Below are 14,725 nucleotides of genomic sequence, written 5' to 3'. Positions count from 1 at the left end.
TCACCGTCCGAATGTGAGCAGCATAATGCAGAATGAAAAACAGGCCGTGGCCAGAAACTCGATGATCGCCAGCGGGTTACTGGCTACGGGCAAGTTCGTCGCCGGTATTTTTACCGGCAGTATTGGCCTGATATCCGAAGGGATCCACTCTTTTACCGATTTTATCGCCACCAGCATCACCTGGCTGGCGGTGCGCATCAGCGATAAGCCCGCCGATGACGATCATCACTTCGGCCACGGCAAGGTGGAAAACCTGGCGGCGCTGTTCGAGGTGCTGCTGTTGCTGGGCGCCGCCGGCTGGATCGTTTATGAGGCCGGCAGCAGCCTGCTCGGGCAACCGCATGAGATCGTCGCCGCGCCGGTGGTGATTGCGGTGCTGCTCATTTCCATCTGCGTCGATTTCTTCCGCGTGCGGGCGCTCAACCGCGTCGCCAAAGCGACCGACAGCGCGGCGCTGGAAGCGGATGCGCTGCATTTCTTCTCCGATATGCTTTCGTCCGGCGTGGTGCTGCTGGGCATGGTGTTTGTGCTGCTGGGCTTTGGCCGCGCGGACGCCATCGCCGCGCTGATCGTCGCCGGCTTTATCTTTGTCGCCGCGATCAAACTGGGCAAACGCTCCTTCGACTCGTTGATGGATGCCGCGCCGGCCGGGGCTACTGAGGCGATCCGCGCCACGCTGGCAAGTTTTCCGGCGGTGCTGGCCTGCGACAGCGTGCGCATTCGCAACGCCGGTGCGGTGCTGTTCGTCGAAATCACGGTGGCGGTGTGCCGCACCTTGCCGCTGGAACGCATCGACGCGCTGAAGCGAGAGATCGTTGAGCGGCTGCGGGAGCAGTACGCCAGCGCGGAATTTACCGTCATCGCGGTGCCGCAGACCCGCAGCGATGAAGACATGGCGACGCGCATTCGGGCGATCGCCGCCAACCACGGCGCGCAGGTGCAGAATGTGACCTTGCAGCAGCTGCCGACGCGCATGGCGATCGGCATGGATTTGGCGGTGCCGGCCAACGCCAGCGTGGCGCAGGCGCATGACATTGCCACGGAGATAGAGGGGATCCTGCGCCAGGCGATCGGTGAAGACACCGAGATAGAGACGCACCTGGAGCCGCAGACGCCGCATTGGCTGACCAGCGAGGATGTCGATGCGACGGAGCTGGCCGATATTCGCCGCATCCTGCAGTCGGCGCTGGAGCAGGGAGAGAGCGTGCAAGACGTACACAACGTCCGCGCGCGCAAGACCGACGGGGGCATCATCGTCAACTTCCACTGCCGGGTGTCGCCGGCGGTCACCATCGCCGCCGCGCACGATGCGGTCGATCGGGTCGAGCGCCGGCTGCGCTCGCTTTATCCTGCCATCACGCGCGCGATAGGGCACGTCGAGCCGATCAAGCCTGGCATTTGAATCAGTTCGACCAACTGCGGGTAGAGCGCCGCGTTGGCCAGCAGCAGCGGGTTGCCGCGCCGCAACCCGTCGTTGTGCATAAAGTCATTCGCCACGCCGCCGGCTTCGCGCGTCAGCACCCAGCCAGGCAGGCTGTCCCAGGCATTCATGTGCGGTTCGTAATAGCCCAGCAGCCGACCGGCGGCCACCTGGGCGGTCATCAACGCGCCGGAGCCGCTGCGCACAAACATCCCTCCCGCCTGCAGCAGGCGACAGAGAAAGCCGCTGAATTCCGCCGCTGAAGCGCGCGGTGAAATCCCGACGCCCATCACGCCATCCGCGACGCTGCGCCCGGCATGCACGCCGATCGGCTCCCCGTTGAGAAAGGCGCCGTGGCCGCGACAGGCGCGGAACATCTCGCGGTGGTTGGGATCGTAGACCACGCCTATCGTCGGCTCGCCGTCGATCACCACGCCTATCGCGATACACCAGGTATGCAATCCGTTCAGGAAGCAGGCGGTGCCGTCAATCGGATCGACGACCCAAACGCAGGCGGCGTTTTCGCCGGTGCTGCCGCTTTCCTCGCCGAGAAACCCGTCCTGAGGAAAGCGGCGGCTGATCATGCGGCGGATCAGCGCTTCGACGCGGCGATCGGCCTCGCTGACCACGTCCTGCAGCCCCTGTTTGAAGTCGACAGCCAGAGTTTGCCGCCGTTGATAAAAGCTGAAAGCGAGATCGGCGGCGGCGCGGGCGATCTCACGCGCAAAGCGGTAGCGCGCCTCGATGTCCCGTGGGGAAAGTGAAGTCATGGCAGGCTCGATAGCAAAGAACGAATCGGGTTACCCTGCCATAAAAGGATGAAGGTAATGTGTCGCTCAGCGCGGCGGGGATGAAAAACGCAGCTGCATTATGGCATCGGGGGCCGATAGCGGTTCGGTCGTGGCCCCGGCCGGTATTACCGCGCGCCAAAACGCCAGCCCGCGCGGATTATCCGGGCTGACCGACAGCGACCAGCCGCCGGGATGTTGCGCGAACAAGGCGTGGGCGGCCCGTTGCCCCAGCCCGATGCGCCGCCACTCGGGCTTGACGTAGAACTCCGCCATTTCGACGGTGGCGCTGTCCAGGCGCCGGACCAACGCGAAACCGGCCGTTTGCCGATCGCTCAAAATCAAATAGGGGTAGCGGCCGACCTCGCGCCAGTAGAGCGGCAGATAGGGGTAATCGCCATCGGCGCCCAGCTCGCGAAGGCAATCGGACAGCATGACCGCCAGCAGTGGCCGCTGCGCGTGTGTAGCCTGCTCAAGGGAAAATGCCATGTCGCACTCCGTCAAAAAACAGGCCGCCGGAGGGCGGCCTGTCAAGGTTAGCCTAGATTCAACCGGGCGGTGATGTCGGCAATCTCGCGGCGCCAGCGCGCCTGAAGCGCCGGTTTCTGGTGCTTCGGCTTGCGCGCCAGGTCGTCCTCCAGTTTGCTTTCGAGGGCAAACAGGGTGGTCAACAGCGCTTCTTCGCCTTCCAGTCGCTCATCCGGCGTCGGACCGCCTGCGTTGGCCTTGTCCGCCGTCGGCAGCGCCGGCGCTTCGCCCGCCAGGCGCTGATACACCGGCGCCAGATCGTGCCACTCATCCAGTTTTTGCTGGTCGATCAGCCAAAAGCGGTTGCAGCTCTGTTCGATCAGCATCCGGTCATGGGTGACCAATATGACGGCGCCGGCGAACTGGCGCAGCGTTTCCGCCAGCTCTTCTTTGCCTGCCATGTCCAGGTGGTTGGTGGGCTCGTCCAGCAGCAGCAGCGAATGGTTGGCCAGCGTCAGGCCGACGAACAGCAGCCGCGAACGCTCGCCGCCGCTCAGCGAACGGATCTGCTGATGGTGGCGCAGGTAAGGGAAACCGGCGCCGATCAGCGCCATTTTCCGCTGTTCCTCGGTCAGCGGCGCAAACTGCGCCAGCGCTTCGCTCAACGTGTCTTCATCGCGCAGCTGTTGCAGGCTCTGATCGTAATAGCCGATGCGCACGCGCGGGTGGAAGATCGCCGGGCGTTCCGCAGGGTGCTGATACGCCTGCCACAGCAAGCGCAGCAGCGACGATTTCCCGCAGCCGTTGCGCCCGACGATGGCGATGCGATCGCCGCTTTTGACGCGCAGATGCTCCAGGCTGAACAGCACCGGCGCATCCGGCGCCGGGCGCACGGTCCATTGCGGCAGCGCCAGCAGGCGATCGGCGTCCAGCGCCTCTCCCTGTAATCGCAGCCGCCACGGGCTACCGGCGGTCAGGGTGGTCTGTTCTTCCTTCAACCGATCGACGCGCTTTTCCATTTGCTTGGCTTTGCGCGCCAGATCTTCGTTGTCATAGACCTTGCCCCAGGTCGCCAGGCGTTTGGCGCTTTTTTCCACCCGGTCTATCTCTTTTTGCTCGGCCTGGCGCCGATGCTCGTCCGCAGCGTCCTGTTCCGCCAGTGCGGCGCGCGCAGCGGAGCAGGGCAAACGGAAGAACTGCAGCGTTTTATCGCGCAGGATCCAGGTACAGTTGGTCACCTGATCGAGCAGATAGCGATCGTGCGATACCAGCACGAAGCTGCCGCTCCAGCTGCGCAAGAACTGCTCCAGCCACAGCAGCGTGGGCAGATCCAGGTGGTTGCTGGGTTCGTCGAGCAGCAGCAGATCGGGCTGGCGGATCAGCGCGCGCGCCAGCAGCAGGCGGGTGTGCTGGCCGCCGCTGAGGGTGCCGGCGGTCAACGTCCAGCTCGTCGGTTCAAACCCCAGCTCGGCAAGCAGCGCTTCACAGCGCCAGCGTTCGCTGAGGTGTTGGCCCGCGGGCAATTGCGCCAGTACCGCATCCAGCAGGGTGCTGGCGTGCAGCTCAGGCGGCAGGTGTTGTTCGATGCGCGCCATCAGGCATTGGTGTGACAATGTCACCGTTCCGCTGTGGATGGGCAGGGCGCCGCTGAGCAGTTGCAGCAGGGTGCTTTTGCCGCAGCCGTTGTCGCCGATCAAACCGATGCGATCGCCTTTTTTCAGGCTGAAGGAAATCTCGCTCAGCAGGACGCCGAACGCGTTGTCGTAACCGACAGATTGTGCAGACAGTAGTGTGCTCATTGCTTACTCAAGAGTTACAGGCATGACAATGCCTATCGTCAAACATCGCTGACGACAACCCGGTAAGCCGGAGGGAAGATCCTGGATTTTAGTAAGCTTCGCTCAAGCTGAGTTATCGCAGCACGATACCGGTAATGCTTGAGCGGCGACGATTACCAAAGAAGTGTGAGTGAAAAAACAATTCACACGTCAGCATAGTAAGTCTCCTTTTATTGGTTGCAGGTTAATCGGTGGCAGGAGTATAGAGCGCTTTACGCTGCGCCGCCAGTGTAAAAGCGCCTGAATAATCAGCAGGCTAAGTCCGGTGGGCGCGCGTGGCACACAATGGGAATAATTACTGTATTTCGGCCGACATTAAGCAGCTATTATAATTAGCGTTTATGGTTAAGCGACGGTTCATCCGCCGCCTGTTCGTCTGTCTATCAGATAATGATGCTGAGCACTGAATTTATGTTAAAGCCTCGCCCGTTCCTGCTGTTGTTGTTATTGCTGTTGGGTTTGCAGCTGACGCCGCTCGCCGCCGTCGCCGCTACCCAGGATGATCCCGCCGCCGAAAGCGCGCCCGATCCCGCCACGCAGCTGAAAGCCGCGCAAAAGCAGTTGGACAGCATGAAGCAGCTGGTTTCCAAAGCGACCACCGATACCCAGCTCAGCAAACTGCGGCTGGCGACTGACGATCTGGTCGCCGGCATGGAAAAACTTGCCACCGATCTGCAGCCCGAGCAGGACAAACTGAAAGCGCAGCTGGACGTCCTGGGGCCGGCCCCGGCGGCCGGCGCGCTGCCGGAAACCCCGGCGGTGGCCCAGCAGCGCAACGCGCTGAACAACAGCAAAAAGCAGCTGGATGACGCGGTGAAACGCGCGCAGGCCATCAAGAACAGCGCCTTCGATCTGGGGCAGCAGATTGGCGATCTGCGCCGGGTGGCGTTTAAAACCCAGCTGGCGCTGAATACCGGCAGCATTTTGGGTATCAAATTCTGGGCGCCGGTGCTGCAGCCGTCAGAGGATGACGTACAGCGGCTGGATCAGTTCAACGCCGAGATGAAAGCGGCCTGGGACGCCAGTTGGCAGGACGAGTGGCGGTACGGCACGCTGGCGTTGCTGGCGCTGGCGGTGATTGTCTGGTCCTGGGGGCGCTATTTCTCCGAGCGTTTTCTCGCCTGGGTCAGCATCCGTTTCCTGCCGGACGGGCGCCTGCGCCGCAGCTTTATGGCGATCGTCACCGTAGCGGTGACGGTGATCACCACCTCCATCGCGCTGAACCTGCTGTATTACGTTTTTGTGCGCGTGCAGCCGCTGCCGGTGACGCTGGAGGATTTCGCGGAAGGTTTCAACCGTCTGGGGATTTTCTGCGCGCTGATCGCCGGGCTGGGGCGTGCTGCGCTGTCGTTGAATCGCCCGTCGTGGCGTCTGGCGTCCATGGATAACGACGTGGCCGCCGGGCTGCGTTACTTCTCGCCGCTGCTGGCCGGCCTGGCGCTGGCGTTCGGCACCGTGGAGCTGATCAACAACGTCGTCAGCGCTTCATTGGCCACCACCATTTTCGGCAACGGCCTGGTGGCGGGGTTGATCGGCATGGTGCTGCTGGCGGCGCCGCTGCGCGGCCAGCGCATTCGTCGCCGTCTGGAACAGCAGGGCGCGCACCTGGAAAAACGCACGCTGGTCGGCGGGCTGGTGCACCTCGTCACCCTGGTCTGTTCGATGGTGATCCTGTTTTCCCTGCTTATCGGCTACATCGCCTTCGCCCGCTTCCTGACCTACCAGCTGATCTGGGTGGTGCTGGTGCTGATGGCGTTCTATTTTATGGTGCTGTTCGCCACCGATTTGTGCGCCGCGCTGTTTTCGCCGCAGACCGTCAGCGGCAAGATGCTGAAGAAAACGCTCAGCTTCAAGGATCGCCATCTGGAGCAGATGTCGATCATCACCACCGCGCTGGCCAAATGTTCCCTGTTGCTGTTGATGATCGTCGCGCTGTTCAACGGCTCATTCGGCAGCACTACGCCGGGCTCGCTGATGGAGAAAATCGTCTCCATCCTGACCGGTGAAGGGCTGCAGCGTTTCAACATCGTGCCCGGCAACCTGCTCAACGCCGTGATCTGCCTGGCGATCGGCATCTATATTTTACGCGCGGTGCGGCGCTGGCTGGGGTCTGAACTGCTGCCGAAAACCATCTCGGACGTCGGCATTCGCGCCTCGCTGGTGACGCTGTTCAGCAATATCGGCTATGTGCTGGTGATTCTGATCACCCTGGCGGCGCTGGGCATCCAGTGGAGCAACCTGGCGTGGATCGTCAGCGCCCTGTCGGTCGGTATTGGTTTCGGTTTGCAGGAGATCGTGAAGAACTTTATTTCCGGCCTGATCCTGCTGACCGAACGCCCGGTGAAGGTGGGGGACATGATCGGCATCGGCGGCGTGGAAGGCGACGTGCGGCGCATCAACGTGCGCGCCACCGAAATCCAGCTCAGCGACCGTTCCACCATGATCGTACCGAACTCGCAGCTGATCTCGCAGAACGTGCGCAACGCCACCATGGGCAACGCGCAAGGAGTGGTGACTATCGCGCTGACGTTCCCGACCTCCATCGATCCGGAGCAGGTGCGCAATATCTTGCTCAGCGCCTATAACGAGTACGAAACCATTCTGGAAACGCCGGCGCCTTACGTGCGCTTCAGCCAGCTGGGGCCGGACGGCATTATCCTGAGCGTGACCGGCTACGTGCCGAGCCCGCGCATGGTCGGCGCCACCAAGAGCGAACTGCTGTTCAATATCCTCAAGCTGCTGCGCGCGCAGGAAGTGAGCCTGTCCAGCCCGCAGGAAGTGGTGTTTATGAAGCAGCAGGCGACGCGATATCAAGCCAACGAAGAGGAGCACTCCTCCTAGTCCCCCTAAGGCGGCGGGCCTTTACGCGACGGCCCGCCGAACGCGGCTAGTACATCGACGGCTCCACCGATTGCGAGCAGTCGCTGTTGGCGCTGGATTTGGTGCAGGTATAAGGCTCATTCGGCGATGCCGACGGCGCATTCGACGGGCCGCCGCCGCCGCCGATACACCCGCTCAGCATCAGCATCAAAAACACGAGAATTATTTTCTTCATCTCACCGTCCTCCATTGCGATTCCTCCCTTAAGTATATGTCGGGAAAGCGAACGGCACCGCTCGCCGGGGCGATCTATACTCCTTTGATGCCTTGTTGGCGCACAACGTCGGCGAATGAGGAGGAAAAGATGCAAACCGACGACGAGTTGACCCGCTTTGCCGCGCAGGGCGCGCCGCCGTTGCCGCCCACGTCCAGGCAGGGATTTGTCGAACATGACGGGGCGCGCATCTGGTATGCCGCCTATGGCGTGGCGCCGACGGTGATCCTGCTGCACGGCGGCCTGGGCCACAGCGGCAACTGGGGGTATCAGCTGCCGGCGCTGCTGGCCGCCGGGTATGGCGTGCTGGTCATCGACAGCCGCGGGCACGGGCGCAGCACGCACGACGCCCGGCCTTACCGTTACGATCGCATGGCCGATGATCTGTTGGCGGTGATGGACGCGTTGCGGATCCCGCACGCCGCGCTGGCGGGCTGGAGCGACGGCGCCTGCGTCGCGCTTATCGCCGCCCATCGGGCGCCGCAGCGGGTGGACGGCGTCTTTTTCTTCGGCTGCAATATGGATCCCAGCGGCGTTAAACCGCCGGCCGCCAACCCGATCGTCGAGCGCTGCTTCGCCCGCCACGTGCAGGACTATGCCGCGCTGTCGCCGACGCCGCAGGAGTTCGATGAATTTGTCGCCGCCGTGAGCCTGATGATGAGCAGCCAGCCGAACTACACCGCGCAGGAATTGGCGGCCATTCGTGTGCCGGTGACGATCGTTCACAGCGAACACGATGAGTTTATCCGCGCCGAGCATGCTGCCTACCTGAGCGGCAGCATTCCCGGCGCCCGTCTGGTGACGCTGCCGGGCGTCAGCCACTTCGCGCCGCTGCAGCGGCCGGCGGTGTTCAACCGCGCGCTGTTGGATTTTCTCGCCGATGTGATGCCGCCGCCTGCGCGTTGACGTGCGTTGTTCTATGCTGGAGGCGGGGTATTTTGACATCATCGAAGAGGACATCATGAGCGAAAGCATCGTGGTCAGGCCGCTGGAAGCGCGGGATTACGCCGCCTGGCTGGCGCTGTGGCAAGGGTATAACGCATTTTACGGCCGTGAGGGGGCAACGGCGCTGCCGGACGAGGTGACGCAGACCACCTGGCGGCGTTTTTTCGATGCCTACGAACCGATGTTTGCGCTGGTCGCGGAGCATCAGGGCCAGGTGGTCGGGTTGACGCACTACCTCCTGCACCGCAGCACCACCCAGCTGCAGCCTAACTGTTATCTGCAGGATCTGTTCACTGCGGAGACGGTGCGCGGCAAAGGCGTAGCGAGAGCGCTGATCGCGGCGGTCTACGAGCGTGCGCAGCAGCTGGGGTTGCCGCGGGTTTATTGGAATACCCACGAAACCAACCAGACCGCCATGCGGCTGTATGACAAGGTGGCGGAGCGCCCCGGTTTCGTGATGTACCGCAAGGCGCTTTGACGCCGGGCGAAAAGAAAACGGGCGCCAAACGGCGCCCGGAGATGGGGGGTTAGAAATCGACCGTCGCCTGCAGGCTGAGGCTGCGCGGTTCGCCTTCAATCACGCGCAGGTTACCGGCGCTGGAGGCGTAGTATTCGCGGTTAAACAGGTTTTTCACATTCAGTTTCAGCTGAGTATGTTTGCCAAGCAGCTTGCTGTCCCAGGCGACAAAGGCATCCGCCACGGTGTAGGCCGGCATGGTGAAGCTGTTCTCCGGATCGCCGGCGCGGCGGCCGACATAGCGTGCGCCGCCGCCCACGCGCACCTCGCCGGGCACCACCGGCAGCGTCATGCGGTGGCTGAGATACAGGCCGCCCATATTGGTCGGGGCGTTGACCAGCCGGTTGCCGACGTTGGCCGGATTGAGGTTGTCTTCGACGATCTCGGTTTTGTCGTAGCTGTAGTTGGCGGTGAGATCCCAGCTGGGCGCCACTTCGCCGTTCAACTCCAGTTCAGCACCGGTGGATCGCGCCTTGGGAATGCTGCGGGTCACGCCGTTGATAAAGATCGACATATTGCTTTCATCAATACGATAGAGCGCCAGCGTGGCGTCGAACGCCGGGGCGATCTGCCATTTGCCGCCCACCTCATAGGTGGTGCCGGTTTCCGGCGTGGCGACGTTGCCGTTATCGTCGATGGCGGTGGACGGCGTGAAGGAACGGCTGTAGTTACCGTACAGAGACAGGTTCGGCGTCAGCTTATACACCAGCCCCGCCTGCGGCAAAAACTGATCGTCTTTGTCATTGAGCGTATTTTTCGGCTTCTGGAAACCGTTGCTGTTGTTCTGGTAATACGACTGATAGCGTGCGCCGAGCACCGCAATCCACCGGTCGGAGAGATGAATGCTGTCCTTGGCGTACAGGGAACGGCTGAACAGCGTCGTGCGCAGGTTGCTCAATGCGTCGTTGTAGGTGGTGCTGTCGGTGACGGGCGCTTCGCCATACGCCGGATCGTACATGTTGAACGTCTTCGACACTTTGCCGCGATAGGAGTAGGCCTTGTAAGTCTGGTTCTTTTCGTAGTCCACGCCCAGCAGCAGGTCGTGTTGCATGCCGAACACCTCCGGCGAACCGGTCACATCCCAGGAATAATAATCGGTCTGGTGATTGAAGCCGCGGTTGGCGTCGGCGCGGCGCGAAACGATGCCGGTCGCGGTGTCGATCGCGGTGGCGCGCACTTCGTTGCTGTCGTAACGGCGTTGCAGCCAGGCGTAGTTGAGGCGGGTGGTCCAGATCGGATCCAGCGCATATTCATAATGGGCGTTCAGGCGTTTGTTCTTGCCCCAGGCGCGGTTGGCGTAGTCATCCAGCCGGCGGTTATAGGGCACATCGACCGGTTTGCCGTCGATAAACGCGGTGCCGCGATCGTAAGGAATGTCGTATTTGTACTCGCTGTAGGCGATGTTAAAGGAAGCCTGGTCGCCGAACCAGCTGAGTGAAGGAGCGATCAGCGTGTGTTCGTCGCTGCCGAAGTTACGCCAGTAATCCTCGTGCTGGCGCTCGGCGATCAGGCGGAAGGCGAAGCCGCCGCCCAGCGGGCCGGTCACATCGACGCTGCCGCTGCCGCCGCCGAAGCTGTTGGTGGCGCCGCTAATGCGGGTGTTCCAGTCATACTGCGGTTTTTTGCTGATCAGGTTGATGACGCCGCCGGGGCTGAGGATGCCATACAGCAGCGAAGCGGAACCTTTCAGCACCTCGACGCGATCGGTGGTGGCGTCCATGCTCAGCCCTTGGTTGCTGCGCACGCCGTCGATGAACACCGAACCGTCGGAGTTAACCCCAAAGCCGCGTTTGACGAAGCCATCCTCGGTGCCGCCGAGCGTGTTGCCCTGGGTGACGCCGCTGACGAATTTCATCGCGTCATTGACGCTTTTGACCTGGAAGTCGTCAATCACCTGTGAGGTGACGACGCTGACCGATTGCGGCAGTTCACCGATTGGCGTGGCGGTTTTGCTGCCGGTTGAGGCGGTATCGGCGCTATAGCTGCCGGCAGGCAGGGCGGTGGCGGTCACCGTGATGGCGTCTTCCTTTTTTGCGTCGGGCGCGGCGGCGATCGTCAGGGCGGGAAACAGGCCGGCGATCAGGGGCAGCGAGCGGAAAACGTGATTTTTTTTGTTTTTGTTGGGGCGGCGAAGAACTGACTGGTGCATATCATTCCATGGTAAATAATAAATAATAACGATTATCATTATAATTATCGTTTAATGGGCTTGGATAGAGGGCAAAGGAGAGATCCGCGCATTGCCCGATTTTATTTTGTCATCAAGGAAAAAGACGGCGGTTTTACCGGTAAAAATCCGACGAATTGACCATAATGATCAAGACGGCCGGGATGCCTTGGCAGTTTCTGCGCCAGATAGGCGAGTGTCGTCAATATATTGATACACAAATATATTTTTCCTTGATGAATAAACAGGTGTCCGGACCGGCAAAACTGGCAATAATAGGCGGGTCGGCCGTTTATCTTCTCCTCATCGTCGACGGTTGTGACACGCAAAGACTGTCACCTTACGCTAGCGGAAGTCTCTGGATCCAAGATGCAAACCACCTCGTTGTCCGATACCCGGAAAATCTGGCCCGCGCTCAGCATTTTTTTGCTGGTGTTCGCGCTGTGTCTGCTGGGCATCGTGAGCCGGCCCGGCAGTTTTCTGGCGATATTCTGGCCGGCTAACGCCGTGCTGCTGGCCGTTTTGGTGCGCCGCCCGCAGTGGGCGACGCGCGCCGGCTGGGGAATGGCGGTGCTGGGCTACCTGGCGGCGGATCTGTTGACCGGCAGCGCGTTGGAGAAAGCGCTGCTGCTGAACGCCGCCAATCTGGCCGGCGTGGTGGTGGGCTATCTGGTGTTCATGCGGCTGTCGCCGCCGGCGCGCATGTTGCAACGCGGCGCGTCCAGCATGTATCTGTTCGGTATCTGCCTGGCCGCCGCCGCCGCTACCGGCTTGGTGGGGGCCGTTGCCTCGCAGTGGCTGTTCGGCAGGCCCTATTTGACCTCGCTGGCGCTGTGGTTCTCATCTGAATTCACCAACTACGTCACGCTGATGCCGTTCATTCTGGTGTTTCCCGCCGATTGGCGACATCGCCTGCGCGCGGCCTGCGCCATGTTGATACAGCGCAGCCAATGGCCGCAGGCGGGGGGGAAACTGGCGGTGTTGGCGCTGCTGGCGCTGGCGGCGGTCTGCAGCGTGCTGATCGGCGGCCCCGGCGCGGTGATCTTCCCGATGCCGGTGCTGCTGTGGCTGGCGATGTCCTTTTCGTTGTTCAGCACCATGATCGCGGTGCTGGTTTACGTGCTGTGGTGCCATCTGGCGATCGACTTCGGGTTGCTTAGCACCACGCTCGACATGAAGGTGCTGCAGAACGCGGTATCCATGCGCCTGGGCATCGCGCTGCTGGCGCTGGGGCCGATCGCCGTCGCCAGCATGAACTATGCGCGCAACGCACTGTTGCGCACGCTGGAGCACGTGGCGAATCACGATGCGTTGACCCACGTGCTGACGCGCAATGCGTTTATGCAGCGCGGCGAGCGGGTGATCGATCAGAAAGGCGAGCTGGTGTGCGTCATGATGCTCGACATCGACTATTTCAAATCGATCAATGACCGTTTCGGCCACGCCGGTGGCGATCAGGCGCTGATGGCGTTTACCCGTGCGATCGCCGCCGATCTGAACGTCAACGATCTGTTCGGCCGCATGGGCGGCGAAGAGTTCGCCATCGTCTCGACGCTCGGCCAGCCGCAGCAGGGGTTGCAGCTGGCCGAACGGCTGCGGCAACGCATTGAGGCGGAATCGATCACCATGCCGGCCGGCCATCCGCTGCAGATCACCGTCAGCATCGGCATGGTGACCTGCCCGGGCGGTTCCGGCCATAGCCTGGCCGACCTGCTCAAACTGGCGGATCTGGCGGTATACAAAGCGAAAAATGCCGGTCGTAACCGGGTCGCCACGCCGGAATCTTACCCGCCGAACGATCCTGGCCGCTGAACTTCCGATCCGGGCCGCGCGCCCGCCGTCTAAACTGGTAGGGGGCACGGGCAACGTCGCCCGTGCTGAACCGACTGTCCTTAATCAGACAAGAGGATACCAGGATGAAATACGTAGACGGGTTTGTGGTGGCGGTGCCGGCCGCCAACAAGGAGGCTTATCACCGGCTGGCGGCCGCTGCGGCGCCGCTGTTCAAAGAGTTTGGCGCCACGCGCATCGTGGAGTGTTGGGGCGATGACGTGCCCGACGGCAAACTCACCGACTTTCGCGGCGCGGTAAAGGCGCAGGAGGGCGAAGTGGTGGTGTTCAGCTGGATAGAGTACCCCTCCAAGGCGGTGCGCGACGCCGCCAACCAGAAAATGATGAACGATCCGCGCATGAAGGCGCTGGGCGAGATGCCGTTTGACGGCAAACGCATGATCTTTGGCGGGTTCGCGCCGATCCTCGATGCCTGAAGGAGGCGCCGATGGCCAGAATTACGCAACATCTGTGGTTTGAAAAAGACATGGAGGCGGCGCTGAATTGCTACGTCGCGCTGATCCCCGGTTCGTCCGTGAACTGGTTTTCCGATCTGCCGGCGGATACGCCGAGCGGCCCGGCCGGCAGCGTGAAGCTGGCCTCCTTCACTCTGGGCGACCAGCGCTATGCGGCGATCGAAGCCGGGCCGTTGGATCCGTTCAATCACAGCTTTTCCGTGATGGTGGAATGCGACGATCAGGCGGAGGTTGACCGGCTGTGGGATGCGTTGAGCGAGGGCGGCGAGGCGGAGCAGTGCGGCTGGCTGCGCGATCGCTGGGGGCTGTGCTGGCAGATCGTGCCGCGGCGCCTGACCGAGCTGATGAACGATCCCGACGCCGCGCGCGTGCGGCGGGTCACGGAAGCGATGCTGCTGATGGGCAAAATCGACATCGCCGGCCTGGAAGCGGCGGCGCGGGACTAGCGGAAAGAGAACGTGGGAGAGAAAGGATGCATCGAGAGCGGCACAGTATTGAACGCATCGGCTGGCTGCGGGCGGCGGTGCTCGGCGCCAACGACGGCATCGTCTCAACGGCCAGCCTGCTGCTGGGCGTGGCGGCGGCCAGCGCCTCGCATTCCGCGCTGATGATCGCCGGCGTCGCCGGGTGGGTGGCGGGCGCGATGTCGATGGCCACCGGCGAGTACGTGTCGGTGTCGTCGCAGGCGGACACCGAGAAGGCCGCGCTGGCCGAGGAACAGGCGGAGCTGCTCGAAGACTATCCGGGGGAGTTCCGCGAACTGACGTCTATCTACGTGCATCGCGGGCTGGACCCGGCGCTGGCACGGCAGGTGGCGGAAAAGCTGATGGCGCATGATGCGCTGGAGGCCCACGCGCGCGACGAACTGGGCATTTCCGCCGCCACGCGCGCCCGGCCGCTGCAGGCCGCGTTGGCATCGGCCCTCAGTTTCTCTCTCGGCGCGCTGTTGCCGCTGCTGGTGGCGCTGTGGGTGCCGGTTGCCTGGACGCGGCCGGCGCTGGTGGCATCGGCGCTGATTTCCCTTGGCATTCTCGGCGGCATCGCTGCGAAAACCGGCGGTGCGCCGATCTTGCCGGGCGTGGCGCGTATCCTGATCTGGAGCGCCCTGGCGATGGCGGTTTCCTCCGGCGTCGGCATGCTGTTTGGCGTCGCGGCCGGCTAGCGCTGCGCTTGCATCAATCT

Annotated in this window: 13 protein-coding genes; 8 read left to right on the top strand and 5 right to left on the bottom strand. The window is 62.5% G+C overall.

What is annotated here, in order from left to right:
* Nucleotides 1-25 precede the first annotated feature (25 nt).
* Nucleotides 26-1,402, top strand: a complete 1,377-nt coding sequence (locus tag QOL81_RS00885) for a cation diffusion facilitator family transporter (RefSeq protein ID WP_048234025.1) — start codon at nucleotides 26-28, stop codon at nucleotides 1,400-1,402.
* Here QOL81_RS00885 and QOL81_RS00880 read toward each other — a convergent pair.
* The 3 genes from QOL81_RS00880 to QOL81_RS00870 all read right to left on the bottom strand — a co-directional run bounded on the left by QOL81_RS00880 (nucleotide 1,345) and on the right by QOL81_RS00870 (nucleotide 4,475).
* The gene (locus QOL81_RS00880) at nucleotides 1,345-2,190 is read right to left on the bottom strand and encodes an inositol monophosphatase family protein (protein ID WP_060418778.1); all 846 of its coding nucleotides are present in this window, start codon (nucleotides 2,188-2,190) and stop codon (nucleotides 1,345-1,347) included. The genes QOL81_RS00885 and QOL81_RS00880 overlap by 58 nt on opposite strands.
* A gap of 66 nt (nucleotides 2,191-2,256) precedes the next feature.
* Nucleotides 2,257-2,697, bottom strand: coding sequence for a GNAT family N-acetyltransferase (locus QOL81_RS00875; RefSeq protein ID WP_060418780.1), 441 nt, complete (start codon nucleotides 2,695-2,697; stop codon nucleotides 2,257-2,259).
* A 47-nt stretch (nucleotides 2,698-2,744) separates the two neighbouring features.
* The gene (locus tag QOL81_RS00870; protein WP_060418782.1) at nucleotides 2,745-4,475 is read right to left on the bottom strand and encodes an ABC-F family ATP-binding cassette domain-containing protein; all 1,731 of its coding nucleotides are present in this window, start codon (nucleotides 4,473-4,475) and stop codon (nucleotides 2,745-2,747) included.
* A 450-nt stretch (nucleotides 4,476-4,925) separates the two neighbouring features.
* Here QOL81_RS00870 and QOL81_RS00865 point away from each other — a divergent pair, with 450 nt between their 5' ends.
* The gene (locus QOL81_RS00865) at nucleotides 4,926-7,355 is read left to right on the top strand and encodes a DUF3772 domain-containing protein (RefSeq protein WP_194572250.1); all 2,430 of its coding nucleotides are present in this window, start codon (nucleotides 4,926-4,928) and stop codon (nucleotides 7,353-7,355) included.
* Between the two features lie 46 nt (nucleotides 7,356-7,401).
* On the opposite strand, the gene QOL81_RS00860 is transcribed toward QOL81_RS00865, so the two are convergent.
* Nucleotides 7,402-7,569 carry a hypothetical protein gene (locus tag QOL81_RS00860; protein WP_164550866.1) on the bottom strand — a complete coding sequence of 56 codons (168 nt, stop codon included), beginning with the start codon at nucleotides 7,567-7,569 and terminating at the stop codon, nucleotides 7,402-7,404.
* 129 nt (nucleotides 7,570-7,698) lie between these two features.
* Here QOL81_RS00860 and QOL81_RS00855 point away from each other — a divergent pair, with 129 nt between their 5' ends.
* Together QOL81_RS00855 and QOL81_RS00850 are read left to right on the top strand one after the other, a co-directional pair.
* On the top strand, nucleotides 7,699-8,514 hold the full coding sequence (locus QOL81_RS00855; RefSeq protein ID WP_102984646.1) for an alpha/beta fold hydrolase: 816 nt from the start codon (nucleotides 7,699-7,701) through the stop codon (nucleotides 8,512-8,514).
* A gap of 55 nt (nucleotides 8,515-8,569) precedes the next feature.
* The gene (locus QOL81_RS00850) at nucleotides 8,570-9,031 is read left to right on the top strand and encodes a GNAT family N-acetyltransferase (RefSeq protein ID WP_060419689.1); all 462 of its coding nucleotides are present in this window, start codon (nucleotides 8,570-8,572) and stop codon (nucleotides 9,029-9,031) included.
* Between the two features lie 49 nt (nucleotides 9,032-9,080).
* On the opposite strand, the gene QOL81_RS00845 is transcribed toward QOL81_RS00850, so the two are convergent.
* Nucleotides 9,081-11,219 carry a TonB-dependent siderophore receptor gene (locus tag QOL81_RS00845; protein WP_502950660.1) on the bottom strand — a complete coding sequence of 713 codons (2,139 nt, stop codon included), beginning with the start codon at nucleotides 11,217-11,219 and terminating at the stop codon, nucleotides 9,081-9,083.
* 387 nt (nucleotides 11,220-11,606) lie between these two features.
* Between QOL81_RS00845 and QOL81_RS00840 the strand changes: the two genes are divergently transcribed.
* The 4 genes from QOL81_RS00840 (at nucleotide 11,607) to QOL81_RS00825 (ending at nucleotide 14,705) form a co-directional block, all read left to right on the top strand.
* The gene (locus QOL81_RS00840; RefSeq protein WP_283439571.1) at nucleotides 11,607-13,049 is read left to right on the top strand and encodes a GGDEF domain-containing protein; all 1,443 of its coding nucleotides are present in this window, start codon (nucleotides 11,607-11,609) and stop codon (nucleotides 13,047-13,049) included.
* A gap of 104 nt (nucleotides 13,050-13,153) precedes the next feature.
* The gene (locus QOL81_RS00835) at nucleotides 13,154-13,504 is read left to right on the top strand and encodes a DUF1428 domain-containing protein (protein WP_038871540.1); all 351 of its coding nucleotides are present in this window, start codon (nucleotides 13,154-13,156) and stop codon (nucleotides 13,502-13,504) included.
* A gap of 11 nt (nucleotides 13,505-13,515) precedes the next feature.
* Nucleotides 13,516-13,989, top strand: a complete 474-nt coding sequence (locus tag QOL81_RS00830; protein WP_060439899.1) for a VOC family protein — start codon at nucleotides 13,516-13,518, stop codon at nucleotides 13,987-13,989.
* A 26-nt stretch (nucleotides 13,990-14,015) separates the two neighbouring features.
* Nucleotides 14,016-14,705: a VIT1/CCC1 transporter family protein gene (locus QOL81_RS00825; protein WP_038871544.1), complete on the top strand. Its 690-nt coding sequence runs from the start codon at nucleotides 14,016-14,018 to the stop codon at nucleotides 14,703-14,705.
* Nucleotides 14,706-14,725: the final 20 nt, after the last annotated feature.

This window comes from Serratia sp. CC22-02, from assembly GCF_900182895.1.
In the GTDB taxonomy this organism is placed as follows: domain Bacteria; phylum Pseudomonadota; class Gammaproteobacteria; order Enterobacterales; family Enterobacteriaceae; genus Serratia; species Serratia nevei.
Note: the sequence above shows the minus strand (reverse complement) of the source record. Positions and strands in the feature narration are given on the sequence as shown.

What these genes read in the sequence shown, in the direction of transcription:
- QOL81_RS00840 (WP_283439571.1), top strand. Translation starts at nt 11,607, where the DNA reads ATGCAAACCACCTCGTTGTCCGATACCCGGAAAATCTGGCCCGCGCTC.
- QOL81_RS00860 (WP_164550866.1), bottom strand. Translation starts at nt 7,569, where the DNA reads ATGAAGAAAATAATTCTCGTGTTTTTGATGCTGATGCTGAGCGGGTGT.
- QOL81_RS00825 (WP_038871544.1), top strand. Translation starts at nt 14,016, where the DNA reads ATGCATCGAGAGCGGCACAGTATTGAACGCATCGGCTGGCTGCGGGCG.
- QOL81_RS00875 (WP_060418780.1), bottom strand. Translation starts at nt 2,697, where the DNA reads ATGGCATTTTCCCTTGAGCAGGCTACACACGCGCAGCGGCCACTGCTG.
- QOL81_RS00835 (WP_038871540.1), top strand. Translation starts at nt 13,154, where the DNA reads ATGAAATACGTAGACGGGTTTGTGGTGGCGGTGCCGGCCGCCAACAAG.
- QOL81_RS00850 (WP_060419689.1), top strand. Translation starts at nt 8,570, where the DNA reads ATGAGCGAAAGCATCGTGGTCAGGCCGCTGGAAGCGCGGGATTACGCC.
- QOL81_RS00845 (WP_502950660.1), bottom strand. Translation starts at nt 11,219, where the DNA reads ATGCACCAGTCAGTTCTTCGCCGCCCCAACAAAAACAAAAAAAATCAC.
- QOL81_RS00865 (WP_194572250.1), top strand. Translation starts at nt 4,926, where the DNA reads ATGTTAAAGCCTCGCCCGTTCCTGCTGTTGTTGTTATTGCTGTTGGGT.
- QOL81_RS00855 (WP_102984646.1), top strand. Translation starts at nt 7,699, where the DNA reads ATGCAAACCGACGACGAGTTGACCCGCTTTGCCGCGCAGGGCGCGCCG.
- QOL81_RS00880 (WP_060418778.1), bottom strand. Translation starts at nt 2,190, where the DNA reads ATGACTTCACTTTCCCCACGGGACATCGAGGCGCGCTACCGCTTTGCG.
- QOL81_RS00870 (WP_060418782.1), bottom strand. Translation starts at nt 4,475, where the DNA reads ATGAGCACACTACTGTCTGCACAATCTGTCGGTTACGACAACGCGTTC.
- QOL81_RS00885 (WP_048234025.1), top strand. Translation starts at nt 26, where the DNA reads ATGCAGAATGAAAAACAGGCCGTGGCCAGAAACTCGATGATCGCCAGC.
- QOL81_RS00830 (WP_060439899.1), top strand. Translation starts at nt 13,516, where the DNA reads ATGGCCAGAATTACGCAACATCTGTGGTTTGAAAAAGACATGGAGGCG.